The sequence below is a fragment of the Halomonas cibimaris genome, assembly GCF_055379665.1.
This window is the reverse complement of the sequence record NZ_AP043828.1, coordinates 2,573,526-2,597,755: the sequence shown is the minus strand read 5'-3', so window position 1 is coordinate 2,597,755 and position 24,230 is coordinate 2,573,526. Positions and strand designations below refer to the sequence as shown.

Below are 24,230 nucleotides of genomic sequence, written 5' to 3'. Positions count from 1 at the left end.
ATGCCAAGGGCTGGCGATCCGAGCGGTTAACGCGCGATATGCTGGTACTCGCCGGCATCCGCGGTCGTGCGGCTTACCACCAGAATGGCAAGGAAAGAAGCGATAAAGCCGGGAATGATTTCATAGACGCCGGGGCCGCCCATAAAGCTTGCGTTCCAGCCCAGTGCAATCCAGACCATGACGGTCACCGCCCCGACAACCATGCCGGCGATGGCGCCGGCGCCGTTGGTCCGCGACCACATCAGCGAAAGGATGATAAGCGGGCCAAAGGCGGCGCCAAAGCCGGCCCAGGCGTTGCTTACCAGGCCGAGCACCTGAGACTGCGGGTTAGACGCAATGGCAGCGGCTACCAGGCCTACGATGACCACGCTTACCCGGCCGATACCCACGGCCTCTTTTTCCGTGGCGTCTTTACGCAAAAACAGGCGATAGAAGTCTTCGGTAAGCGATGAAGAGGCCACCAAAAGCTGGCTGGAAATGGTGCTCATGATAGCGGCCAGCAGTGCCGCATAGAGAAAGCCTGTGATCAGCGGATGAAACAGCAGCTCGGCGAGGATAATAAAGATGGTTTCCGGATCTTCGATGTCCATGCCGTTGCGGATCGCGTAGGCGCGGCCGAGCACGGCCATGGAGCCCGCCCCGAGAAGCGAGATGAACATCCAGCTCATGCCGATGTTGCGCGCTGCGGGCACGTCTTTCAAACGGCGAATGGCCATGAAGCGCACGATGATGTGCGGCTGTCCGAAATAGCCAAGCCCCCAGGTCACCGCCGAGAGCCAGCCGATAAACGTCAGCCCGTCGGTCCACGAGAGCAGGGTGGGGTCGGTTTCGTTGAGGATTTCCGACGCCTGGGCAAACCCGCCGCCGCCTTCGCCAAAGAGCACAACCAGCGGCATGATCACCAGCGCCAGCATCATGATGCAGCCCTGTACGAAATCCGTCATGCTCACGGCCAGAAAGCCGCCGATAACGGAATAGGCCAGCACGATGCCCAGCGTGAGAATAATACCGGCCGAGTAGTCGCTGATTCCCCCGATGTTGAGCACGTCGGTAAACGCGCTTTCAAACAGCTTGCCGCCCGCTACCAGCCCTGACGCTGTGTACACCGCGAAAAACACCACGATTACAATGGCCGATACGGTCCGCAGCGGTATGGCCCGGGTAGGGAAGCGGTTGGCCAGAAACTGCGGGATGGTGATGGCGTTGCCGTAGTGCACGGTCTGTTCGCGAAGGCGCGGTGCCACCAGAATCCAGTTGGCAAAGGCCCCGACAAACAGCCCTATGCCGATCCAGGCGGAGGCGAAGCCGGAGACAAACATGGCCCCGGGCAGCCCCAGCAGCAGCCAGCCGCTCATGTCGGATGCGCCGGCGGAAAGTGCTGCCACCGGCGCGCTCAGCGAGCGGCCGCCGAGTATGTAGCCCTCCGAGGTCGACGTTGAAGCGCGCATGGCATAAAAGCCGATGCCCAGCATGAGGGCGAAATACGTAAACAGGCTGATCCAGACGCCAATTGCCATGATGATCCCTCCGGTTTGATGCTTGCTGTGTTGTTGTTCTAGTCGTTTCCCATGGCCAGCAGGGAAGCATTACCGCCAAGCGCCGCCGTATTGTTGGTGACGGTTTTTTCCGAGGCAAAGCGCTGCAGATAGTTGGGACCGCCCGCCTTGGGGCCGGTGCCTGAAAGCCCTTGGCCGCCGAACGGCTGTACGCCAACGACGGCACCGATGATGTTGCGATTGATATAGACGTTGCCGGCGCGGATTTTCCGCGCGATATCGGCAGCGAAAGCGGCATTGCGGCTGTGAACGCCAAACGTCAGCCCGTAGCCGCGCGCATTGATGGCGTCGATGACCTGATCGAGCTCGCTGGCCTTGTAGCGCACGATGTGCAGGATAGGACCGAATTTTTCGCTTTGCAGCGCGTCGATGCCGTCAATGGCAAACGCCGTGGGTGCGACGAACGTGCCGTGCTGGGTGGCCTCGTCGTCCAGCGGCGTCTGGGCAATCAGCCGGCCCTGGGCTGTCAGCGCATCGATATGCGCCTGGAGCTGTTCCCGGGCGTCTTCGTCGATCACCGGCCCCACATCGGTGCCCAGATCACGCGGGTCGCCCACGCGCAGCTCGGCCATGGCGCCTGTCAGTATGCCGATAACGCGATCGGCCACGTCTTCCTGCAGGTAGAGCACGCGCAGCGCCGAGCAGCGCTGCCCGGCGCTTTGGAAAGCCGACTGGATAACGTCGACGACCACCTGTTCGGGCAGGGCGGTGGAGTCCACGATCATGGCGTTGAGCCCGCCGGTTTCGGCGATCAGCGTGGGCAGCGGGGCGTTTTCCCGCGCGGCCAGCGAGCGGTTGATGACCTGAGCGGTGTCGGTGCCGCCGGTAAAGGCGACCCCGGTAATGCGCGGATCACCGGTGAGCACGCTGCCCACGGTCTTGCCGTCGCCGGGCAGCAGCTGTACTACGTTGCGCGGCATGCCGGCGGCGTAGAGCAGCTCAACAACGCGATGGGCAATCAGCGATGTCTGCTCGGCGGGCTTGGCCAGCACGGTGTTGCCCGATACGGCGGCGGCGACCATCTGGCCGCAGAAAATGGCCACGGGGAAGTTCCACGGGCTGATGGCGGCAAACACGCCCTTGCCGCCCATCTGCAGGGTGTTGGATTCGCCGGTGGGGCCGGGCAGCTCAATCGCCTCGGCAAAAATGTCTTCGGCGCGCATGGCGTAGTAGCGGCAGAAATCCACCGCTTCCTTGATTTCATCCACGCCGTCGGTGAGAAGCTTGCCGCCCTCTCGGGAGCACAGCGTCATCAGCTCGGCCATGTGGGATTCCAGCAGATCGGCAAAGCGGCGCAGAATGGCGGCGCGCTCGGTAGCCGGCGTGGCCTCCCAGTCGGCAAACGCGGCCCAGGCGGCGTCGAGCGCGCGGGCGGTTTGCTCGGCGGTCACCCATTGGATGCTGCCCAAACGCTGGCGCCGATCAAAAGGGCAGGTGACGGCGTGGGTGCTGGCGGCGTTGTCTTCTACCTCAAAGGCCAGCAGCGGCCGGGCGGTGTAGGTTTTATCCATAAACCCGGCCATCTGCTCCATGAGCGGGTCGTAATGGCTGCGAATGTTGAGGTTGACCCCCCGGGCGTTGGGCCGCCGCGGGCCGTAAAGATGCTGGGGTAGCAAAATGCGCGGGTTGGAATAGGTGTCGTGGGCGGCCAGGGTGTCAACGGGGTGCTCGCACAGAGACTCCACGGGTACGTCCGGATCGACGATCTGGTGGACGAACGAAGAGTTGGCGCCGTTTTCCAGCAGCCGGCGTACCAGGTAGGGCAGCAGGTCCTTGTGCGCGCCGACCGGGGCGTAAATGCGGCAGTAGGTGCCCTGGGGCGCGCGCTTGAGTGCGGCGTCGTAAAGCGCCTCGCCCATACCGTGCAGGCGCTGGAACTCGAACGGCCGATCGTAGCGGTTGGCGTGGTCGAGAATGGCGGTGACGGTGTGGGCGTTGTGCGTGGCGAACTGCGGGAAAATGCGGCCCTGGGTATCGTGGGACAGCAAAAACTCGACGCAGGCAAGGTAGGCCACGTCGGTGCCGGCCTTGCGGGTGAATACCGGATAGCCCTCGACGCCGAGCTGCTGGGATTCCTTGACCTCGGTATCCCAGTAGGCGCCCTTGACCAGCCTAAGCGGGATTTCATCGCCCTGCTGGTCGGCCAGCCGGTTGACGTAGTGCAGCGTAGGCAGGGCGCGCTTGGCGTAGGCCTGCACCACCAGCCCGAAGCGTCCCCAGCCCCGGGCGGCGTCGCTTTCGTAGACCGCGCGGAAGACTTCCAGGGAGAGCTCCAGGCGGTCCACCTCTTCGGCGTCGATGGTAAGCTCAACGTCCAGCGCCCGGGCGGTGCTGACCAGCTCTTTGACGGTCTCCACCAGCTCGGTGAGAATCTGTTCCCGGCGGCCGAACTCGTAGCGCGGGTGCAGGGCAGAAAGCTTGATGGAAACCGACGGCGCCGGCGTGGCGTCGCTTAGATGTTCGCGCGTTTTGCCCACGCGGCGGATGGCGTTTTGGTAGTCGCTGAAGTAGCGCCGGGCGTCGTCCCGGGTGCGCGCGGCTTCGCCGAGCATGTCGTAGGAATAGGTGTAGCCCTTGTCGAACAGCGGCTTTGAGCGCTTTAAGGCCTCGTCGATATCGCGGCCGAGCACGAACTGGCGGCCCATGATCTTCATGGCTTCCACCATGGCGCGGCGAATCACCGGCTCGCCCATGCGGTTGACCATGCGGTTGATAAACCCGGCGGGCTGGCCGTCTTTGTCGTCGTCAAGCTTGAGCACTCGCCCGGTCATCAAAAGCCCCCAGGTCGAGGCGTTGACCATCCACGATTCGCTTTTGCCGACGTGGGCGTTCCAGTCGGCGGGGCCAAGCTTGTCTTCAATCAGGGCGTCCGCGGTGGCCTTGTCGGGAATGCGCAGCATGGCCTCGGCCAGACACATCAGCATCAGCCCTTCGTGGGTGTCCAGGCTGTACTGCTGAAGCAGCTCGTCGATGGTGTCGACGGCCGTGTCCATGTTGCGCACTTCACGCACCAGCGAAGCGGTGTCCTCTTCTATGCGGGAGAAGGCCTCGCGGTCGGTGTCCAGCAGCTTGACCAGCTCGTGGACAAAACGATCCTCGTCGACAATATAGTGCTGGCTGATACGCTCTAACAGCGTATCGGGATCGGTTTGCCAGGTGGCTGAGTCACGCAGTGTCTTGGCATTGAGCATTGAAGCCCCCGGAAGAAGAGGTGTGATCGGATAGTACGCTGCCCGCCGGCGGGTGCTGAAAAGCCGGTGGCCCCAGGCAGGGCGCTATCGGGAAACGCAATCCATCCATGATAAACGTCCTGGCAAGCCGTTCTCTCCAATACTTTAGTTGCATTGCAAAAAGCTCGCCAGTGACGTTGATAAATCTCACCGGCGGCGTAAACGCTGATGCGCGGCCAGGTGGTCGCGCAGCGCTTGAAGCTCTGCCTGGCCGGTGGCGTTGAGCAGCGGCTTGCCCTGAGCGATCTGCCAGCGCCGGCCGTGTTCTTCCATCAGGTGAGCGGCCCTTCGGCGCACGCGCTCCAGATACTCATCGTGGCGAATCGGATAGCCGATCAGGGTGTGCCATTCGCTTTCGCTGACGTGGCTTGTCAGCGCCTTGTCAAACAGCGCCAGTAAATCATCGGTTTCGGTACGATAGCGCGGCGTGCGCGTCGACAGCAAAACGGCGACAGTGGCGCCGATAACCAGCAGGCAAACGCCAAACACCAGCAAGTAAAGGGCCATTGGGCGGCTCCCGGCCTGTGCGTAGCGGCTACGCAGCATAGTGGATAAAACGCCACTGCATTATACGCAGACAAATCTGCCGGGAAAGCATACCGGCAAGTGAACTTTTGCGACGCGCGCTGTCAGAGACGGTACCGGTCGCATAGCGAGAGCAGTCGCCAAGGCTGTTGCCTTGCCAACATTGTGAGACTGGCTATTGTTTCGATCCCTTGCTTGCGCTGCCTTCGGGCAGCGCTTTTTTGTCTGCGCGCACGCGGCCAAGGCAGTTGAATAATGCGCCGGCGGCCGCCATCTTGGGCGCAGCCCTTTTTAGCGACTGACCCGCCAGGAGCAGGCCCATGGATGCACGCGAGTATTTAAGCCGCAAAGGTGTGGCGCTGGACAGCGATCCGGACCGCCCGAATACGCTGGAAGAAAAAGCCTGGGAGCGCGCCCGGCAGGCCGGCCAGCACCGTCCAAAAACAGGCACGCCCCACGACTGGGAAGACTGGGAGCGCTACCACGACGATCTGGCCGACAAAGCGGCCGGCCTGGAGCAGAAAATCGACAGGCAGGCCCATCGCCGGCAGGAACAAAAACAAGCGCCGAGCGCAGGCGTCACGCCGGAAAAAACAAGCCAGCCCGCCGCCGAAGCCATCAAGCCGGCCAGCGCTGCGGTCGGGCATTTCACCCCGCCCGCGCGGGAACAATCGCCCGAGCTGCACATGCCTTGCGTCCCCGAGGAAGACACCCCGGCGGTGCTGAATGTTGCCTACGCCGCACTGGCGGTGCTGCTGCCGCCGCTGGCCGTGGGGCTGAGCGAGGGCAACGGCCGGCGCGTGGCGATCAGTGCGGCGTTGACCCTGCTGCTGTGGATACCCGGCGTTATCTATGCCGTTGCCTGGCTGCGCCGCCGCTGACGCTATTGGGCCGTGCTGCCCGAGCCGGTATACTCGAGTAAACGTTTTTTAAAAAAGAGGTTTACTTTGGGCTATCTTGTGGGCGTGACCGGGCTTTGGGCGTTTTCCTTTTCGCTGATCGGCGCGTATCTGGCCGGCCAGGTCGACGGCTATTTTGCCGTACTGGTGCGGGTTTTGCTTGCCTCGCTGGTGTTTCTGCCGTTTTTGCGCCCGCGCCGGCTGCAGGGCAGAAAGCGCCTGGCGCTGATGGCGATCGGCGCGCTGCAGCTGGGCGTTATGTATCTGTTTTTTTATCAGTCGTTTTTGCTGCTGTCGGTGCCGGAAGTGCTGCTGTTTACCGTGCTGACGCCGGTTTATATTGCCCTGCTTGACGATGCGCTGTTTGGCCGTTTCACCCCGCTTTATCTGTTGACCGCGCTGCTGGCCGTGGCGGGCGCGGCGGTGATCCGCTATGACGGCGTGCGCGGTGATTTCTGGCTGGGCTTTGGCGTGGTGCAGGGGGCCAACCTGTGTTTTGCGTTGGGCCAGGTCGGCTACCGGCGGCTGGCCGCTACGCTGCCGGCGTCGCTTGCCTGGCACAGCGTATTCGGCTGGTTTTTTCTCGGCGCGCTGGCGGTAGCTCTGCCGGCCTTTTGGCTGCTGGGCGATCGCTCGGCGCTGCCGCACACCGCCACGCAATGGCTGGTGCTTGGCTGGCTGGGGCTGGCGGCGTCCGGCGGCGGCTATTTTCTCTGGAATCGCGGGGCGGTTCGGGTCAACGCCGGGGTGCTTGCGATTATGAACAATGCCCTGGTGCCGGCCGGACTTGCGGTGAACCTGGTGCTCTGGAATCGCGAGACAGAGCTTGGCCGGCTGGCGCTGGGTGGGGCGATTATCATAGCGTCTTTGTGGCTCAACCAGCGGTTTTATCACCGGCGGCAAGCGCTTGTGCCACGCGCCGGCAACGGCTGAGGCATTTGCCCCTTGCCGCCCGGGCCGACATAATGCAGGCCGATGCCAACGGGTTGCCTCAATGACTGATACAGCTTCTGCTACCGGCGCACCGGATGCACCCGGCAGCGCCCGGCCTTTTGCCACCATCGGCCTGATCGGCCGGCTGGGCAGCGACGAGGTCGTCGATTCTTTAAAGCGCCTGATTCGCTATCTGGGTGAGCGCGACTATCGCGTAGTCGTCGAAGATCGCACCGCTACGGTGATTCCCGACCACGGCATGCCCGAAACCAGCCGCCGGGCGCTGGGCGAGCTTTGTGACCTGGTGATCGTGGTGGGCGGCGACGGCAGCCTGCTCGGAGCTGCGCGGACGCTGTGCGCAACCGGTACGCTGCTGCTGGGCGTGAACCGCGGCCGGCTGGGGTTTCTGACCGACATTTCCCCTTGCGAGCTGGAAGACCGGGTCGGCGAGGTGCTGGCCGGCCACTTCGAACGTGAAGAGCGCTTTTTGCTCGACGCCGAGCTGTACCGCAGCGGCGTGGCGGTAGGCCACGGCGAGGCGCTCAACGAGGTCGTCGTGCATTCGGGCAAGGCCGTGCGCATGATCGAATTCGAGCTGTTCGTGGACGGCCAGTTTGTTTACAGCCAGCGCAGCGACGGGCTGATCATCGCCACGCCCACCGGCTCTACGGCCTATGCGCTGTCCGGCGGCGGGCCGATCATGCACCCGCGGCTTGAAGTGGTCACGCTGGTTCCCATGTTTCCGCATACGCTGTCCAGCCGGCCGGTGGTGCTCGACGCCGCCAGCGAGATTCGCATTCACATCGGCGAAACCAACCTGGCGTATCCCCACGTCAGCTGCGACGGCCAGACCCGGGCCGTGGCCAAGCCCGACGACGTGCTGGTGATCAAGCGCAAGCCCGAACGGGTACAGCTGGTGCATCCGCTGGGCCACAACTTTTACGAAGTGCTGCGCAGCAAGCTGGGCTGGAGCCACCGGCTGGGAGATTGAGCATGTCCAAACCGCGGCTGGAAGGCTACGACCTGATCGGCGACGTTCACGGCTGTGGCGCCACCCTGGTCACGCTGCTGGAAAAACTCGGCTATGAATGTCGCGCCGGCGTGTATCGCCATCCTCGGCGCAAGGTGATCTTTCTCGGTGACCTGATCGACCGCGGGCCGCGCATTCGCCTGGCGGTCACCGTAGCCCGGCGCATGGTGGAAGAGGGCGAGGCGTATATCGTCATGGGCAATCACGAGTATAACGCGCTGACCTACAGCTACCCGGCGCCCGCCGGCAGCGGCAAGCGCTGGTTGCGCGAGCACACCCCGCGCAACAACCGCCTGATCCGCGAGACCCTGGAGCAGTACTACGACTACACCAACGAGTGGGAAGACACCCTGGCCTGGTTCAAGACTATCCCGCTGTGCCTGGAAATCGACGGCATTCGCGTGGTGCACGCCTGCTGGGACCAGGCGCTGATCGACCGGCTGCTGGCGCGCCGGCCGGACGCCTGCATGGACGATGCGTTTCTCAAAGAGTCTGTCGATGCCTCGACCGAAGCGTTCCGCATTCTGGACCGCCTGACCCGCGGCGCCAATATCCCGCTGCCCCGGGGCATCCAGATCCACTCCGGAGACGGCTTTACGCGCCAAAGCTTTCGCGCACATTTCTGGAGCGAAGACCCCGTGGTGTGGGGGGATGTGGTATTTCAGCCGGACAACCTGCCCGGGGATCTGGAGTCGCGGCTGCTCAAGCCGGGAGAGCGCCGCCGCCTGAGCTATTACGGCGGCGATCAGCCGCCGCTGTTTATCGGCCATTACTGGTGTGAAGGCGTGCCTGCGCTGCCGACTCACAACATTGCCTGTCTGGACTACAGCGCGGTGAAATACGGCCGTCTGGTGGCGTATCGCTGGAGCGGTGAGCAAACGCTCAACGCCGATCGCTTCGTCTGGGTGCACGTTCCCCGGGAAGAAAGCCTGCTGTCGGGCTGAGCGCATTTTACTTTCCGTTACATTTTTTTCAGCAACGCGGTGAACTTTCCATGCCGGTGGCCGTCAGAGTAGGTGTTCCCTTGAATGATCCCTTGCTTTTTCCGGCGGCTTCCACCGCCGGATTTTTTCGTCTGGACGTTTGTTTTTCTGCCCCGTGACCTTTTTTTGTTCGTGGCATGAGTCGTCTTGTTCGCTGTGTCATGCTAAGCACGCAGCCGGTGCGCGACGCTGAAGATGTTTCACGCGCGCCTTTGCGTAAGAAAGTTTGCCAAGAAAACTTGCTAAGAAAGCTTGCTAAGAAAGTTTCGGTGTAACTATTTAGCTCATGCTGCCTGATCCAGCTCGTCCTCTCGCATGAAGGCAGGCACCTCACCGGCAAACAGTTGCTCCAGCGCCGTGTGCGCCGCCAGGCCCTGTTTAACGGCCGTCGAGAGGAAACTGCGCATCCGACAGAAGATCTCCGCCCCTTCCCACGAGCGGAAACAGCCCGAGATCTTCTGCTGGACCTTTGTCATCCGCAGGTCGCGCTCTCCCTGGTTGTTGGTGAAGGGAACGGCAGGATCCTCGAGGAAGCGCAGCACGTCATCCTCATACGCCCGGAGGCGTTCGAGCAGGTTGCGCGCTTTGGTGCGCCTGGTGCGCCCACGGGTTCCGGGGGGTGGCCTGGCCGGTGGCGGACATTCGGCCTCACCCTCCGCCAGGCAGTCCCGGTAGCGAACTCGCCAGCGCTGCGCCTCGTCTGCCGGGAGGCAGCCTCCCGCCTCATCGACGGCGCGATTCATGGCCAACAGCCGATCATGCAGCGACGTCGCCCAGGTTTGCTGGTCGTTGTCCCGGACGCCGGTCAGTTCGCGAAGGTGATGGGCATTGCACAGCGCGTGCCGGCAATCGTGGTAGCGGTAATAGGGCTTCCAATGATCATGCACCAGTACTCCCTGGACGTAAGGCAGGATGCCGATGGCGTCCATGGCCTCCTGGCCGCGCTTTGCATGAGGCGCCAGGTAGGTCAAGGCTTCATTCGAGGCGCAGTGCAGCCAGTAGCGCTTGCCACCGACCTGCATCCCGGTTTCATCGGCATGCACGGTAGCCGCTTCACGTAGCGCCGGGATCACCCACTCGGCAAAGGGCTCGGCTCGTCGGCAGGCCTCCTGGTTGAAGGCAAACAGGGTGCCGGTGCTCAGTGACAGGCCATACTGCGACGTCAGCAGCTCCCGAATGCGCGCATAAGGCAGCAGCTGGTATTGGGAGAGATAGACGGCATGCGCCTTGAGACGCGGGCCATACTGGATCGGGCGGGTCACGCCGTCGGGAAACGGCGCTACATGGCGTTGGCCCCGATCATCCTCCAGCACCTCGGCCTGGTACTCGGTCACCACCGACTGGATCACGATGTCCTGGACCTGACGCTTCTCAACGCCGACCGAGTGATACGCTCTCCCCTTGTTGGGCAGAGTGCGGCGATCGACGCGCAACGATACGACCTCATCCGGGTCGGTAACCGGCTCCAGCGTCCTGCCTTCGTGACCCGGTTGCCCGCCGGGGCGACGCTCGCCCTTTGCCCGGGAGCGGCGTTGGCGGTTGAGGTCCTGTGACGGCGGCTTGCTGCTATTGCGGCTGCTGGTCGCCAGCCGGTCCGCCATCAGCTTGACCAGCAGCATCAGGACGTCGATCGCGGCGCGCAGCGAAGGAGAGACCGTGCGGTCTTCCTTGAGCTGCTGCCGGACCCGCTCGAGGGCCTCGTCGACGTTGATATCTCTGATGGTCATGTTGCCTGCTGGGTGGGGGAGTCGAATGACGGTACTATGCCTGAAGGAACAGCGGGTTGGCGAGTCTCACCCGACGCCACCTGAATAGTTACGTTTCGGTTTCGTGTAAGCCACCTTCCACAAGAGACATTACATGCAGCCTGTCATGCTTTTGCCCCTCGACGCCGATACCCGGCCGCTGCGCCAGGCCCTCTGGCAGCACCGTATCGGCCACCGTATTACCACCCAGGAACAAGGCCAGCTGCTGTGGCTGGCCGATCCTGCCCAGCACGATGCCCTGCAGGAAATTGTCGCTCGTTGGCAGCGCGGTGCTCCGCTGGATACCACACCGCCTGCGTCGCGCCGGCGGGCGCGTGCAGCCGGCCTGCCGGCGCTGGCCAAGCGCGTGCCGGTAACGGCGACGGCCCTTGTACTCTGCCTTGCCATCTTTGCTTTGATCGGGGTATTCGGCGACTGGCTGATCGTGCAGCTGACCATCGTGCCGGTGCATATTGCCGGTGACCAGCTGGCCTACGGCACGCTGACCCAAGCGCTGGCCGACGGTCAGCTATGGCGCTTGATCTCGCCGGCGTTTTTACATTTTGGCTGGATGCATCTGGTGTTCAACCTGATGTGGCTTTGGTATTTCGGCCGTCAAGTGGAAACGCTGCAGGGCAGCCGCTGGATGCTGGCGCTGCTGCTGATTGCCGGGGTGGGCGCCAACCTGGCCCAGTACGCGGCAGGCACGGCCCTGTTTGGCGGTATGTCCGGCGTGGTGTATGCGCTGCTGGGCCACGTCTGGGTGATGTCACGCCGCGCGCCGCAAAGCGGATTTTTTGTGCCGTCCATGCTGGTGATTTTCATGCTCGGCTGGATGGTCTTCACCATGACCTCCATGGCAGATGGAGTAGGGTTTGGCAACGTTGCCAATGAAGCCCACCTGGGCGGGCTGGTAGTTGGGCTGGTTACCGGCTGGGTGGCCTCATCGCGGCGCTGAACGCTGCGGGTTTTTTTCGTAAGAATGCTATGCTGAGCCCCTTCATACATCGGCCTGGAGCATGGGATGACTGAGATGACCTTTGACAAGATGATCGGCCAGATGACGCCGAGCATATACGCCAGCCTGAAAGAAGCGGTGGCGCTTGGCAAATGGCCGGACGGCAGGCGCCTGAGCACCGAACAGGTAAACCTGTGCCTGGAAGCGGTAATGCGCTACGAGGTGGAAAACAACGTGCCCGAAGAGGCTCGCGTCGGCTATTTGCGCCGCCGCACCTGCGGTGGCGGAAACGACGGCAGCGGCGTATCGCCGGAAATGGCCGGCCTGGCCACGGACGCAACGCGTGGCCGCTGAGCTCCCGGCCGCAAAGGGCGTTGGCGATTTGCGCAAAATGAAGGCGGCACCGGATGCCCGGGGTCAGGTTTTATACCGCCTGCGGGCAGGCGAGTATGAAGCCGACCTCAACGCCTGCATCGGTGCGCCGCTGCGCCTGGAGTGGGAAGGCGTTATTCACTGCGTGCATTGCAAGCGCCGCACCCGCAAAAGCTATGGCCAGGGGCACTGCTACCCGTGTTTCAAGCGCCTGGCACGGTGTGACATGTGCATCGTCAAACCCGAGCTGTGCCACTATTTTCAGGGGACCTGCCGCGAGCCCGAATGGGGCGAGGCGCACTGCTTCACCCCTCATGTGGTGTATCTGGCCAACTCGTCCGGGTTGAAAGTGGGCATTACCCGCAAGACCCAGCTGCCCACTCGCTGGCTTGATCAGGGCGCAGTGCAAGGCATCCCCATGCTGGAAGTGGCCACCCGCCAGCAGGCGGGGCAGGCAGAAGTGATGCTCAAAGACGCGGTGTCTGACCGCACCAACTGGCGCACCATGCTCAAAGGTGAGATTGACCTGCTGGATCTTGACGCCGAGCGCGACCGGCTGCTGGCGCGGTTTGAGCCGGCGCTGGCCGAGCTGCGCAAGACCCACGGCGCGGATGCCATCCGGCGGCTGGACGCACCCGCTCAGCGCTTTACGTATCCGGTCAGGACGTTTCCTCACAAGGTGGCATCGCTCAATCTGGAAAAAACACCCCGGATAGAAGGTGTGCTTGAGGGTATAAAAGGCCAGTACCTGCTGCTCGATACCGGCGTTATCAACCTGCGCAAGTTCAGCGGCTACCGGGTAAGCGTCACGACCGGATAAACGCCAGACGCTTGCCGGCCGCCGGTAGTGCTTGATGCCTGCTACAAGGAGCGCCCATGAAGCCGGATCAAAAAGCCGCAGCCGGTAGCGCTGAAAACGCTGACCGCGCCGTGGATCTGGCGATTTTTGGTGCCCTGGGCGATCTCGCCCGGGGCAGGCTGTGGCCGGCGCTTTATCAGCTCGACCGCGAAGGCCTGCTGGCGCGCAGCACCCGGCTTTTGGGGCTTTCCCGCCACGAAAGCGACACCGACGACTTTCGCCGGAAGATTGTCGGCCTGCTTGAGGACGGTCTGAACGGCGACGAGCGCGACGCCGAAAGCCTTGAACGCTTCGCGGCGCGCCTGGAATATCGCCGGCTCGACTTCACCCGCCCCGACGACTACGCCGCGATCGCCCGATGGCGACAAGAGCTGAGGGGCGAGGGGTCAAACGCCCGCCCGCTGGTGGTTTACATGGCCGTGGGCGCGGCGCTTTACGGCGACGTGTGCGCCGGGCTTGAGCGCGGCGGCGCACTGGGCGAACACGACCGCGTGGTGGTGGAAAAGCCCGTGGGCCACGACCTGGCCTCGTCCCACGCGGTCAACGACGCCGTGGGCGCGGTGTTTCCCGAATCGCGCACCTACCGCATCGACCACTATCTGGGCAAGGAAACGGTGCAAAACCTGATTGCCCTGCGCTTTGCCAATCCGCTGTTTGGCAACCAGTGGAATCAAAACCATATTTCCCATGTAGAAATCACCGTGGCGGAAACCGCCGGCATCGAGGGCCGTTTTGGCTATTTCGACGGCGCCGGCCAGCTGCGCGACATGGTGCAGAACCACCTGCTGCAGCTCTTATGCCTGATCGCCATGGAGCCGCCTTCGAGCCTTGACGCCGACGCCATTCGCGATGAAAAGGTCAAGGTGCTCAAGGCGCTGAAACCGCTGACTCAAGAAGCGCTTGAGCAGGACGTGGTGCGCGGCCAGTACATCGCCGGCACCCGGGACGGCCAGCCGGTGCCCGGCTACCGGGAAGAAGACGGCGCCGACTCGGCAAGCCACACCGAAACCTTCGTTGCGCTGAAAACCGAAGTCGCCAACTGGCGCTGGGCCGGCGTGCCGTTTTACCTGCGCACGGGCAAGCGCCTGCCGGAAAAGCGCTCCCGGATCGTGATTCATTTCCGCCAGCAGCCGCACTATATTTTCGACCCCGACCAGCGCAGCCTGGCCGCCAACAAGCTGATCATCCGCCTGCAGCCGGACGAGGGCATCGCCCTGCAGGTGCTGACCAAGGACAGCGGGCTGGAAAAGGGCATGCGCCTGCGCCCCGGCCCGCTGCATCTGGACTTCAACAGCGCCTTCCCCGAGGCGCGCATCCCCGACGCCTATGAGCGCCTGCTGCTGGAAGTGATGAAAGGGCGGCAGTACCTGTTTGTGCGCCGGGACGAGGTCGAATACGCCTGGCGCTGGTGCGAGCAGCTGCTCGACCACTGGCAGGCGCTGGATACCCCGCCCCGGCGCTACCCGGCGGGCTCCTGGGGGCCGGTGGCCTCCATCGCCATGATCACCCGGGACGGCCGCAGCTGGTATGAGGAGTACTGATATGAAAGGTGCTGATGTGAATTCGCCCCGCGAAACGCTGGCCCAACAGCTGGCCGAGGCCGTGGCCGCAGCGCTGAAAGCAGATCTTGAGCATCAGTCGCGAGTGCTTTTGGTGGTCTCTGGCGGCAGCACTCCGGCGGCGTTCTTGCGTGCGCTTTCCACCCTCCCGCTGGACTGGACACACGTGGACGTCACCCTTGCCGACGAGCGCTGGGTAGAGGAAAGCGATCCTGCCAGCAATGCTCGCTTGGTGCGCGAGACGCTGCGGCAAAACCACGCCGCCGGTGCCCGATTCGTCGGCCTGAAAACCCCCGACGGCACGCCAGAGGAGGGCGTGGCCGAAGCCGCCGAGCGCATCACCCCGCTGGCCTGGCCAGCGAGTGCGGTAGTGCTGGGCATGGGTGAGGACGGCCATACCGCCTCGCTGTTTGCCGACAGCCCCGAGCTTGAGCGGGCGCTGGCCACCTCGGAGCCCCTGGTGGCGGTGCGTACGCCGGGGCTTGAGCCGCGAATCACGCTTTCGGCGGACTACCTGCACCGTGCCCGGCGGCACTTTCTGCACATTACCGGCGAGCACAAGCGCGCCGTGCTGGCCCATGCCATGGTGGGCGACGACGTCCGTGAGCTGCCCATACGCACCTTTCTGGCCTGCCCGTTAGCGGTATACTGGGCCCCCTGAGCCTGAACGGGCCTTCGACATACTGGCACATTGGAGACGCGCATGATCGATAAACAGCTGCCCTCAACCCGCACCGCCGAGCTGGACAGCATCTGCCTCAAGGCCGAGGTGCTGCCGGTCATGATCATCGAGCGTCTGGAAGACGCCGTGCCCGTGGCCCGGGCGCTGGTGGAAGGCGGGCTTTCGGTGCTGGAAGTCACCCTGCGTACCGCCTGCGCGCTGGACGCCGTGGCTCGCATCCGCAAAGCCCTGCCGGGCGTAAGCGTGGGCGTGGGCACGGTGTTAACCCCGGCCCAGTACCGCCAGGCCGAGCAGGCAGGGGCGGATTTTGTCGTCACGCCGGGCACCACCGAGGCGCTGTATCGCCACGGCATCGAAAGCCCGGTGCCGATGCTGCCCGGCGTATCCAGCGTGTCCGAGGTGATGACCGGCTGGCAGTACGGCTACCGCCGCTTCAAGTTCTTCCCCGCCGAGGTCAGCGGCGGCGTGCCCGCGCTCAAGGCCATTGGCGCGCCGCTGGCCGAGGCGCACTTTTGCCCCACCGGCGGCATCAGCATGGACAACGCCGGCGACTATCTGGCGCTGGATAACGTCATGTGCGTGGGTGGCTCCTGGCTGACGCCGAAGGCGCTGATCGACGCCGAGGACTGGGACGGCATCCGTGAGCTGGCCCGTCAGGCCGCCGAGCGGTTTCATCACTGATCATCGTCTTCAAACCCGCCAAACACGCTGGCCCCGAGCTCCCCGGGGCCGGCCAGCCGGCGAAAGCCGCTGAATAGTTCTCTCCCCAGCCCTGAGTGATGATCGGCCAGGTGCGTCCCCTTGCTAACAGGCCGTGCCGCCATTTCTGCCGGGCTGATATGCGCTTCAAGGGTGCCGGCGTTGGCGTCCAGCCGCACCACGTCGCCGTTTCGCAGGCGCGCCAGCGGGCCACCGTCGAGCGCCTCCGGGGTGATATGAATCGCCGCCGGCACCTTGCCTGATGCGCCGGACATGCGCCCGTCGGTGACCAGCGCCACCTTGAAGCCGCGATCCTGCTGCACGCCCAAAATCGGCGTGAGTTGGTGCAGCTCGGGCATGCCGTTGGCCTGCGGCCCCTGAAAGCGCATCACGGCAATCACGTCCCGGTCCAGCTCGCCGGCGTCAAAGGCGGCCTTTAACTCTTCCTGCTCGTGAAACACCCGCACCGGCGCTTCGATGACGCGGTGTTCGGGCGCGACGGCGGAAGTTTTGATCACCCCGCGCCCCAGATTGCCGTCAAGCACGGTAAGCCCGCCGGTAGGCGCAAAGGGCTCGGCGACGCCGCGCAGCACGCTAACGTCGCCGCTTTGGGTCGCACCTTCCTCCCATGTAAGCTCGCCGTTTTTGAGCCTGGGCTCCCGGGTGTAGGCGGTTAAATCCGTGCCGAACACGGTGGGAATATCGCCGTGCAAGAGCCCCGCGCCAAGCAGCTCGCGGAACAGGTAGCCCATGCCGCCGGCGGCGTGAAAGTGGTTCACGTCGGCCTCGCCGTTGGGGTAGATGCGCGTAAGGCTTGGCGTGACGGCAGACAGCGCGGTGAAGTCGTCCCAGGTCAGGGTGATGCCCGCCGCCGCCGCCATGGCCACCAGGTGCAGGGTATGGTTGGTTGAGCCGCCCGAGGCCAAAAGCCCCACCGCGGCGTTGACGATGGCGCGTTCGTCGATCTGGCGGTAGAAGGGCCGGTATTCGCCGCCGGGCTCGCTGTTGCGAATCGCCTGCTCGGCGGCAAACGCGGTCAGCGCCTCGCGCAGGGGCGTGCCCGGATTGATAAACGAGGTGCCCGGCAGGTGCAGGCCCATCATCTCCATCATCAGCTGGTTGGCGTTGGCGGTGCCGTAAAAGGTGCAGGTGCCGGGGCTGTGATAAGAAGCCGACTCGGCCTCCAGCAGCGCGTCGCGGCCCACTCGGCCTTCGGCGTACAGCTGGCGAATGCGCGCCTTCTCCTTGTTGGGCAGGCCGCTTTCCATGGGGCCGGCGGGCACAAACATCGCCGGCAGGTGGCCAAAGCGCGCCGCGGCGATAAACAGCCCCGGCACGATCTTGTCGCACACGCCCAGGTACAGCGCGGCGTCGAACATGTTGTGCGAAAGCCCCACGGCGGCGGACATGGCGATCACATCCCGGGAGAACAGCGACAGCTCCATGCCCGGCTGGCCCTGGGTGACGCCGTCGCACATCGCCGGCACGCCGGCGGCAAACTGCGCGGTAGAGCCCATGCGCTGGGCGGCGGCCTTGATCGTCTCGGGAAACGTCGTCAGCGGCTGGTGGGCCGAGAGCATGTCGTTATACGCCGAGATAATCCCGATATTGGCGGCGTTCATCAGCTTCAGCGCGTTTTTATCAATAGAGCCGCAGGCGGCAACGCCGTGGGCCACGTTGCCGCAGGACAGCGTGGCGCGGTGTACGCCCCGGGCGTGCTGCTCGGCCATGCGCGCTTCATACCGGGCACGGCGCTTGGCGGAGCGCCGAGCAATGCGCCGAGTCACCTCGGCCACCGTAGGGTTTAGCGTCTGGCTGTGCGGCTGGCCGGGCATGGGCACCTCGTATTATCGTCCTTTGCTGCTACCAGCATACAGCGGATGCAGGTATCGGGCGCAGGGCTTTGTTATCATCGCCGCCTGTAACCATGACCTGAAGCACCGGAGCCCCGCCATGCCCCCTTTATCTGATGCGCCTGCGCTCAAAACGCTGGCGGATCGCGTTCGTCCCGTGGATCGGCGCGCCGGAGACGCCACCCGCGCCTATCTGGATACGCTGACCAAGCCGCCGGGCAGCCTCGGTGATCTGGAGGCGCTGGCCGTGCAACTTGGCGAAATCACCGGCCAGGCCAAGCCCGAGGTCACCCCGCCGGCGTGCATCGTGTTTGCCGCCGACCACGGCGTGGCGGCCGAAGGCGTGTCGGCTTTCGATCAGGAAGTTACCGCTCAGATGGTGGCCAACTTTGCCGCCGGCGGGGCGGCGATTAACGCCTTTGCCCGCTGTATTGATGCACGCCTTGAGGTGGTCGACGTCGGCGTCGCCGGCGATATGGCCGATACCGGCACTGCCGACAACCCGGTGGTCAACGCCAAAATACGCCGCGGCACCGGCAATATCCTCACCGAGCCGGCCATGAGCTGCGAAGAAGCCGTGGCCGCGCTGGATGCCGGCGCCCAGGCCGCCAGCCGTGCGCTGGATGCCGGCTGCCGCTGCCTGATCGTGGGCGAAATGGGCATTGCCAACACCACCGCGGCCAGTGCGATGCTCGCCGTGCTGACCGGGCATCCGGTGTCCGGCGTGGTGGGCACCGGCACCGGCATCAGCAGCGCCGGGTTGAGCCACAAGGTCAGCGTGATCGAGCGCGCCATCGAGGCTCGCTGGATGGACGTAAGCAACCCGCTGGACGTGCTGGCAAACGTCGGCGGGCTGGAAATCGGCGCCATGGCCGGCGCCTACCTGGCCGGCGCCGCTCGCGGCGTGCCTTGCCTGGTGGACGGCTTTATAGCCACCGTGGCGGCGCTGCTGGCCTGCGAGCTGTGCCCCGAGGTGCGCGGCTATCTGATATTTGGCCATCGCAGCGAAGAGCCCGGCCATGACGTGGCGCTTGAAGCGCTTGACGCCGCGCCGCTGCTGGCGCTGGGCATGCGCCTGGGCGAGGGCAGCGGCGCGGCGCTGGCGTTTCCGCTGCTGGACGCCGCCTGCGCCATGCTGCGCGAGATGGCCACCTTTGCCGATGCCGGCGTTGACGACAGCCGCTCGTGACCACAGGCGTATTAGGCAACGCCGGGGCCGTGCGCCTGGCCTTTAGCGCCGGCCTTTGCGGGCACTTTACCCATGACGCGATCCACCTGCGCGCCGACGCCCCGCTTGCCACGCTAAGCTCCGCGCTTATCGGCGGCGGGCTGGGCTCGGCGCGGGACTTCTGCAACTTCTACGTGGACAGGGACTACGCCGGCCACGCGCCGGCGGACGACCTTGCCCGCTGGCTTGGCGAACGCGACATCGAGGCGGGCAGTGCGGTCGCGATGATGACCGCGGTAAAGCTCAAGTACGCCGCCATGCACAGCGCTCCGCTGGGTAATCGTGAAAACGCCGTGCTGACCCTTGCCACCGCGGGCAGCGGTAACGCCGTGGATATCACCGCCGAGGGCACAGACCCCCGGCTGGTGGCCGGCACCGTCAACGTCTTTGTGTTTGTGGACGCGCATCTGACGCCCGGCGCATTAGTCAACGCCTGCTTATCGGTAACTGAAGCCAAGGTGGCGGCCATGCGCGATGCAAATGTCATCGATGCCCATAGCCAAACGCTCGCCACCGGCACCTCCACCGACTGCGTAAGCATTGCCGCCACCCAGCGCGGCGCGGCCACGCCCTATGCCGGCTCCGGCACTGAGCTTGGCCGCGCCATCGGCCGCACGGTGTATCTGGCCGTGGGTGAATCGTTACGTGCCGGCAGCGACGCGGAGCGCGGACGATGACGCCGGGTATTGCGCTGACCGCACTTGTGGCCGCCGCCATCGCGGTGGATTTCGTCGTGGGCGATCCGCGCCGGCTGCCGCATCCGGTGGTGCTGATCGGGCGGCTGATCAGCGTGCTGGAGGCCCGTCTCAACCGCGGCTCTGCCCGCGCGCGCCGGCGGGGCGGGCGGTTGACGGTGCTGGTCACGGTAGCCGGCACGTTCATCGTGACCTGGCTGATCTGCCGGGGGCTTGGGGCGATTCACCCCTGGCTTGGCACGGCCGCCGAGCTGTGGCTGGTCTCCACCGCCGTGGCGATAAAAGGGCTGGGGGACGCCGGCCGCGCCGTGGCGGAACCGCTTAAAAGGGGCGACTTGCCCGCCGCTCGAAAAGCGCTGGGCCGAGTGGTGGGGCGCGATACCCAGGCGCTTGATGAAGCCGGCATTGCCCGAGGCGCGATCGAAACCGTCGCGGAAAACACCTCGGACGGCATTACCGCGCCGCTGCTGTTGGCGCTGATTGGCGGTGCGCCGCTGGCGCTGGCCTACAAGGCGGTGAATACGCTGGACTCCATGATCGGCTATCGCACTCCGCGCCATGAAGACTTTGGCCGCGCCGCCGCCAAACTGGACGATGCCGCCAACTGGCTGCCGGCAAGGCTCACTGCGCTGTGTTTTTGCCTGAGTCGACGGGGCATGGAGCAAAAAGCCTGGCAGGGCACGCGGCGGGATGCCCCTAAACACGCAAGCCCCAACGCCGGCTGGCCCGAGGCGGCCATGGCCTACCGGCTGAAAGTACAGCTCGGCGGCGCTAGCACCTATCAGGGCGTGGTGTTGCACAGCGCCACGCTTGGCGAGCCCGTTGAAGCCCCCGATGCGCGGCATATTCAGCGCGCTATTACGCTGATGCACCACGCCTGGGTGCGGTTTTTTGTGCTGGCGGCGGGGCTGATTCTTGCCATTGAGTGGCTAATACAGGCGGCAGGAGGCGGAAGCTAATGCCATTGAGGAGCCGATATAAAACCTCACAGTGGCCCCGCCACGGCGGTCAGGCGGCCGCGCTGCTTGCCCGCTTCGGGCTGCCGCCGGATCACCCCATTGAGGACTTCAGCGCCAACCTCAACCCGCTGGGCCCGCCTGACTGGGTGCCCGCGTGGCTTGAGCGCCACGTAAGCGAGCTTACCCGCTACCCGGACGTGGACTACGTGGCAGCGCGCGAGGCCATTGCTGCTCACCACGGCGTAAGCCGGGATCAGGTGCTGCTCACCAACGGCGGCGGCGAGGCGATTTTTCTCGCCGCGTCGCTCTGCGCCGGCGGCCGCGCCGGGGTGCTGACTCCCACCTTTAATGAATACGCTCGGGCGCTGGATGGCGTAGGCGCTGAGGTGTGTGAGATATCTTTTACCCACCCTCTCGACGGCCTCGACGCGGTGTTTCTTTGCCGGCCCAACAACCCCGACGGCGGTTTGCTGGCGCTTGTAGAAGTGGAGGCGCTGCTCGCCCGCGCCGCGGCGGCAGATTGTCGGTTAATCGTCGACGAAGCCTTTATTGATCTGACCGTTGATGAAGATGCCAATGCGCTGCCGGCAAGGCTGGCCGCGCATCCTAACCTGATACTGCTGCGCTCGATGACCAAGTTTTATACCCTGCCCGGGCTCAGGCTGGGCTACGCGCTGGCAAGCGAGGCGCTGATTGCCGCCATGGCCTGCCGCCAGCCGCCTTGGAGCGTCAATCAGCTGGCGGCGGGGCTGGTCGCGCCGCTGCTGGCAGATAGCGACTTTGCCGCGCGCACCCAGGCCTGGCTTACCGCCGAGCGCCCGCGCATGCAGCAAGCGCTTGAACGCCGCGGGCTTGAGGTCGCCCCCGGCGCGACGTGCTTTTTTCTGCTGCGTCCGGGCGTTGCGCTTCGCCGGCAGGGCATCACCGCCGAGGTCATGCTTGAGTGGCTACTGGGCGGCGGAATACTGGCCCGCCACACCCACGGCTACGCGGGGCTTGACGGCGAATGGCTGCGCCTCGCCCTGCGCGATGAACGCGCCAACCACCGGCTGCTCAAGGTGCTTGATGCTTGTCTTCGTTAGCGGCGGGGCGCGCTCGGGCAAAAGTGCGGTGGCCGAGGCGGCGGTGCGCCGAGCCGCCGGCGAGAAGCCAGCGTATTACGTGGCTACCGCCAACGTCAGCGACGGTGAAATGGCCGAGCGTGTGGCGCGCCACCGGCGCTCCCGGGGCGAAGGCTGGGTCACCCTCGAAGCGCCGCTGGCGCTTGCCTCGGCCATCGCTCAGGTGCCCGGCGGCGGGGTAGGGCTAATCGACTGCCTGACGCTGTGGGCAAGCCAGGTGCTTTACCCGCCGGCCGATAGTGCCCGGCACCCCACGCCCGAGCAGGCGCTGGCGGATTTGGCTGCTTGCCTTGAAGACGCCCGCCGGCGCGGGGTGGCGCTTGTAATCGTCTCCAACGACCTTAACGAAGCGCTGCTGCCCACCGGTGACGCAAGTGCTGAAACGTGGCGCTACGTGGATTTTTTACAGCGCGCCCACCGCCTGGTCGCCGGCCGTGCGGATTCGGTGTTGGAAGTGGTGGCCGGAGGCTGCGTTGAGTGGAAGCCTGAGAGCCGCGCGGGAAGTAGGCCATTTCAAGGAGACGCCAAGCGATGAAAAACGCCGCCTTCGGGCTGATACTTGCGCTGCAGTTTTTAACCCGCATCCCCGTGCCGGTGGCCTGCCCCTGGACGCCCGCCACTCGCCGCTGGGCGGTGCGCGCCTATCCGCTGGCGGGCCTGCTGCTGGGCAGCGTGCTGGCGCTGGCGGCGTATGCCATGACGCACGTATTCCCCGCCACGCCGGCGCCGCTTGCCGCCCTTGTGCTGCTTAGCCTCTGGGTGGGGCTTTCTGGCGGCCTGCATCTGGACGGCCTGATGGACATGGCCGACGCCCTGGGCAGCAACCAGCCGCTGGAGCGCCGCTTTGCCATTATGCAGGACCCCCACGTGGGCAGCTTCGGTATGCTCGCGCTGTTTTTTATGCTGGCGTGGAAGGGCGTGCTGCTGTGGGCGCTTTTGGCGCACGCCGCGCCGGTGGGCTGGCTGGTTGCCGTACCCGCGCTTGGCCGCTGGCTGGGTGCGGCCTCATTGGCGCTGATTCCCTGTGCCAAGCCCGGCGGGCTGGCGCATGCCTGGCAGCGCTCGCTTACCCCCATGGACGCCGCGCTGGGACTTGTGGCACCGCTTTTGCTGGCCTTTATCTGGCCCGGCGTGTGGCTGGCCATTGCCGCCGCGGGGCTTTATTTTCTTGTAGCGCGCGCCGCGCTCAAGCGCTGGTTTGGCGGCGTGACCGGCGATCTGGCCGGTGCGATGATTGAAGGAGGAGAGCTATGGCTGCTGCTGTGTCTGTGGAGCTGGTGGCCGTTCGCCACGGCATGACGTCCTGGAACCTGGAGCGACGCTACCAGGGCCAGCGCGATATTGCGCTTAAGTTTCCCGAGGCCGAGGCGGCCTTGGAGCGGCTGCGTCTTGGCCTTGAGCGTGAGCGCTTTGCGCTGATTTACTCAAGCGATTTGACCCGCTGTCGCCGCACGCTGGAGTGGACCGGCGCAGCAGAAAAAAGCGCCGTTGCGCCCGCGCTGGAGCCGCGCCTGCGCGAGATCGACTTCGGCGACTACGAGGGCAAAACCTACGACGAGCTGAAACACCGCCCGGACTACCGCGCATGGATCGACAGCGTCGGCGAGCGGCGCATCCCCGGCGGTGAAAACGGCGCCGATCTGCGCGCCCGGCTGGACGCTTGGCTAAACGACGTGGCTTGCGCGGCACGGCAGGTGGCGGAACGCGTTGAAGCGCCGGTTGGCCAGCCGGTCAAGGTGCTGGCCGTGGCCCACGGCGGGGTGATTCGCGAGCTGCGCCGGCGTTTTGAAAAGGTGGCGTTCTGGGACTCCACCGTGCGCCAGGCCGAAGGCCGGCGCTGGCAGCTGAGCTATTCCCCCGAGGCAGACAAAAAGGGAGACGACCCGTGGCAGTGCAGCTGTTCCTCGGCGGTGCCCGCGCCGGCAAGCGCGACGCCGTAGCCGCCCGCTGGCCCGGGGCCCGCTGGCAGCCGCTTACGCTCGGTGAGACGCTCGCCGACTGGGCAGCGCGCGTGCCGCCCGTGGTGCAAGATAAGCCCGCGGTGCTTCACGGCGTTTTGCCCTGGCTTGAAGATGCTCTGGCTCAAAGCGATGACGACGACGCCCTGCGCCGGCAGTGGCAGGCGGCGCTTGCCGCGCTCGACGCGCGGTTTCATGCCGCGCCGCTGATTATCATCGGCCATGAAATAGGGCGAGGCATTGTGCCCGTGGCGCGCCTTGAGCGCCGCCTGCGCGACATGAACGGCTGGTTCAATCAGGACGTCGCCGCGAGCGCCGAGCGCGTCTGGCTGGTGCGCCACGGGCTGGTCATGGCGCTTAAAGGGTAATAGTGGCTTGCCCACGGC

The 24,230-nt window shown here is 65.0% G+C and carries 23 protein-coding genes; 18 read left to right on the top strand and 5 right to left on the bottom strand.

All coding sequences use genetic code 11. From position 1 onward, the window contains the following. Positions 1–26 precede the first annotated feature (26 nt). The 3 genes from putP to ACZ415_RS12070 form a co-directional block, all read right to left on the bottom strand. Positions 27–1,517: a sodium/proline symporter PutP gene (putP, locus tag ACZ415_RS12080; RefSeq protein ID WP_344704292.1), complete on the bottom strand. Its 1,491-nt coding sequence runs from the start codon at positions 1,515–1,517 to the stop codon at positions 27–29. 38 nt (positions 1,518–1,555) lie between these two features. Beyond that, on the bottom strand, positions 1,556–4,747 hold the full coding sequence (gene putA, locus ACZ415_RS12075) for a bifunctional proline dehydrogenase/L-glutamate gamma-semialdehyde dehydrogenase PutA (protein WP_344704294.1): 3,192 nt from the start codon (positions 4,745–4,747) through the stop codon (positions 1,556–1,558). A 186-nt stretch (positions 4,748–4,933) separates the two neighbouring features. Further along, complete coding sequence (locus ACZ415_RS12070; protein WP_344704296.1) at positions 4,934–5,293, bottom strand: hypothetical protein; 360 nt, start codon at positions 5,291–5,293, stop codon at positions 4,934–4,936. Between the two features lie 338 nt (positions 5,294–5,631). Here ACZ415_RS12070 and ACZ415_RS12065 point away from each other — a divergent pair, with 338 nt between their 5' ends. From ACZ415_RS12065 to ACZ415_RS12050, 4 genes are all read left to right on the top strand, one after another. Continuing rightward, complete coding sequence (locus tag ACZ415_RS12065; protein WP_344704298.1) at positions 5,632–6,192, top strand: YqaE/Pmp3 family membrane protein; 561 nt, start codon at positions 5,632–5,634, stop codon at positions 6,190–6,192. A gap of 66 nt (positions 6,193–6,258) precedes the next feature. Further along, the gene (locus ACZ415_RS12060; RefSeq protein WP_344704300.1) at positions 6,259–7,143 is read left to right on the top strand and encodes an EamA family transporter; all 885 of its coding nucleotides are present in this window, start codon (positions 6,259–6,261) and stop codon (positions 7,141–7,143) included. A gap of 61 nt (positions 7,144–7,204) precedes the next feature. Beyond that, entirely contained in the window at positions 7,205–8,134 is a 930-nt protein-coding gene (locus tag ACZ415_RS12055) for an NAD(+) kinase (protein WP_344704302.1), read from the top strand. A gap of 2 nt (positions 8,135–8,136) precedes the next feature. Then, entirely contained in the window at positions 8,137–9,117 is a 981-nt protein-coding gene (locus ACZ415_RS12050) for a metallophosphoesterase (RefSeq protein ID WP_344704304.1), read from the top strand. Positions 9,118–9,440: 323 nt separating this feature from the next. On the opposite strand, the gene tnpC is transcribed toward ACZ415_RS12050, so the two are convergent. Continuing rightward, positions 9,441–10,883, bottom strand: a complete 1,443-nt coding sequence (gene tnpC / locus ACZ415_RS12045; RefSeq protein ID WP_464387713.1) for an IS66 family transposase — start codon at positions 10,881–10,883, stop codon at positions 9,441–9,443. 133 nt (positions 10,884–11,016) lie between these two features. Here tnpC and ACZ415_RS12040 point away from each other — a divergent pair, with 133 nt between their 5' ends. The 6 genes from ACZ415_RS12040 to ACZ415_RS12015 all read left to right on the top strand — a co-directional run bounded on the left by ACZ415_RS12040 (position 11,017) and on the right by ACZ415_RS12015 (position 16,012). Beyond that, the gene (locus tag ACZ415_RS12040; protein ID WP_344704458.1) at positions 11,017–11,859 is read left to right on the top strand and encodes a rhomboid family intramembrane serine protease; all 843 of its coding nucleotides are present in this window, start codon (positions 11,017–11,019) and stop codon (positions 11,857–11,859) included. Between the two features lie 66 nt (positions 11,860–11,925). Further along, positions 11,926–12,213, top strand: coding sequence for a YeaC family protein (locus ACZ415_RS12035; RefSeq protein WP_344704460.1), 288 nt, complete (start codon positions 11,926–11,928; stop codon positions 12,211–12,213). 37 nt (positions 12,214–12,250) lie between these two features. Further along, positions 12,251–13,051, top strand: a complete 801-nt coding sequence (locus tag ACZ415_RS12030) for a DUF2797 domain-containing protein (RefSeq protein WP_344704671.1) — start codon at positions 12,251–12,253, stop codon at positions 13,049–13,051. A 56-nt stretch (positions 13,052–13,107) separates the two neighbouring features. Next, positions 13,108–14,631: a glucose-6-phosphate dehydrogenase gene (zwf, locus tag ACZ415_RS12025; RefSeq protein WP_344704462.1), complete on the top strand. Its 1,524-nt coding sequence runs from the start codon at positions 13,108–13,110 to the stop codon at positions 14,629–14,631. Position 14,632: 1 nt separating this feature from the next. Continuing rightward, on the top strand, positions 14,633–15,310 hold the full coding sequence (pgl, locus tag ACZ415_RS12020; protein ID WP_425552753.1) for a 6-phosphogluconolactonase: 678 nt from the start codon (positions 14,633–14,635) through the stop codon (positions 15,308–15,310). A 42-nt stretch (positions 15,311–15,352) separates the two neighbouring features. After that, the gene (locus ACZ415_RS12015) at positions 15,353–16,012 is read left to right on the top strand and encodes a bifunctional 4-hydroxy-2-oxoglutarate aldolase/2-dehydro-3-deoxy-phosphogluconate aldolase (RefSeq protein WP_344704464.1); all 660 of its coding nucleotides are present in this window, start codon (positions 15,353–15,355) and stop codon (positions 16,010–16,012) included. Here ACZ415_RS12015 and edd read toward each other — a convergent pair. Further along, positions 16,006–17,865 (bottom strand): phosphogluconate dehydratase, encoded by a 1,860-nt coding sequence (edd, locus tag ACZ415_RS12010; RefSeq protein ID WP_344704466.1) that lies wholly within the window; start codon positions 17,863–17,865, stop codon positions 16,006–16,008. The two genes, ACZ415_RS12015 and edd, sit on opposite strands and share 7 nt — an antisense overlap. Positions 17,866–17,983: 118 nt before the next feature. Here edd and cobT point away from each other — a divergent pair, with 118 nt between their 5' ends. The 8 genes from cobT to ACZ415_RS11970 are packed head-to-tail and all read left to right on the top strand — an operon-like array spanning position 17,984 to position 24,212. Further along, entirely contained in the window at positions 17,984–19,072 is a 1,089-nt protein-coding gene (gene cobT / locus ACZ415_RS12005; RefSeq protein ID WP_344704468.1) for a nicotinate-nucleotide--dimethylbenzimidazole phosphoribosyltransferase, read from the top strand. Next, positions 19,069–19,788: an adenosylcobinamide amidohydrolase gene (locus ACZ415_RS12000; protein ID WP_344704470.1), complete on the top strand. Its 720-nt coding sequence runs from the start codon at positions 19,069–19,071 to the stop codon at positions 19,786–19,788. The genes cobT and ACZ415_RS12000 overlap by 4 nt, the downstream gene beginning before the upstream one ends. Next, positions 19,785–20,765 carry an adenosylcobinamide-phosphate synthase CbiB gene (gene cbiB / locus ACZ415_RS11995; RefSeq protein ID WP_344704473.1) on the top strand — a complete coding sequence of 327 codons (981 nt, stop codon included), beginning with the start codon at positions 19,785–19,787 and terminating at the stop codon, positions 20,763–20,765. The genes ACZ415_RS12000 and cbiB overlap by 4 nt, the downstream gene beginning before the upstream one ends. Next, on the top strand, positions 20,765–21,847 hold the full coding sequence (gene cobD / locus ACZ415_RS11990) for a threonine-phosphate decarboxylase CobD (protein ID WP_344704475.1): 1,083 nt from the start codon (positions 20,765–20,767) through the stop codon (positions 21,845–21,847). The genes cbiB and cobD overlap by 1 nt, the downstream gene beginning before the upstream one ends. After that, the gene (locus ACZ415_RS11985; RefSeq protein ID WP_344704477.1) at positions 21,831–22,421 is read left to right on the top strand and encodes a bifunctional adenosylcobinamide kinase/adenosylcobinamide-phosphate guanylyltransferase; all 591 of its coding nucleotides are present in this window, start codon (positions 21,831–21,833) and stop codon (positions 22,419–22,421) included. The genes cobD and ACZ415_RS11985 overlap by 17 nt, the downstream gene beginning before the upstream one ends. Continuing rightward, entirely contained in the window at positions 22,418–23,185 is a 768-nt protein-coding gene (gene cobS, locus ACZ415_RS11980) for an adenosylcobinamide-GDP ribazoletransferase (RefSeq protein WP_344704479.1), read from the top strand. The genes ACZ415_RS11985 and cobS overlap by 4 nt, the downstream gene beginning before the upstream one ends. Continuing rightward, positions 23,137–23,826 (top strand): histidine phosphatase family protein, encoded by a 690-nt coding sequence (locus tag ACZ415_RS11975; protein WP_344704481.1) that lies wholly within the window; start codon positions 23,137–23,139, stop codon positions 23,824–23,826. Before cobS ends, ACZ415_RS11975 begins: the two co-directional genes overlap by 49 nt. After that, positions 23,772–24,212 carry a bifunctional adenosylcobinamide kinase/adenosylcobinamide-phosphate guanylyltransferase gene (locus tag ACZ415_RS11970; RefSeq protein WP_344704483.1) on the top strand — a complete coding sequence of 147 codons (441 nt, stop codon included), beginning with the start codon at positions 23,772–23,774 and terminating at the stop codon, positions 24,210–24,212. The genes ACZ415_RS11975 and ACZ415_RS11970 overlap by 55 nt, the downstream gene beginning before the upstream one ends. Positions 24,213–24,230 lie beyond the last annotated feature (18 nt).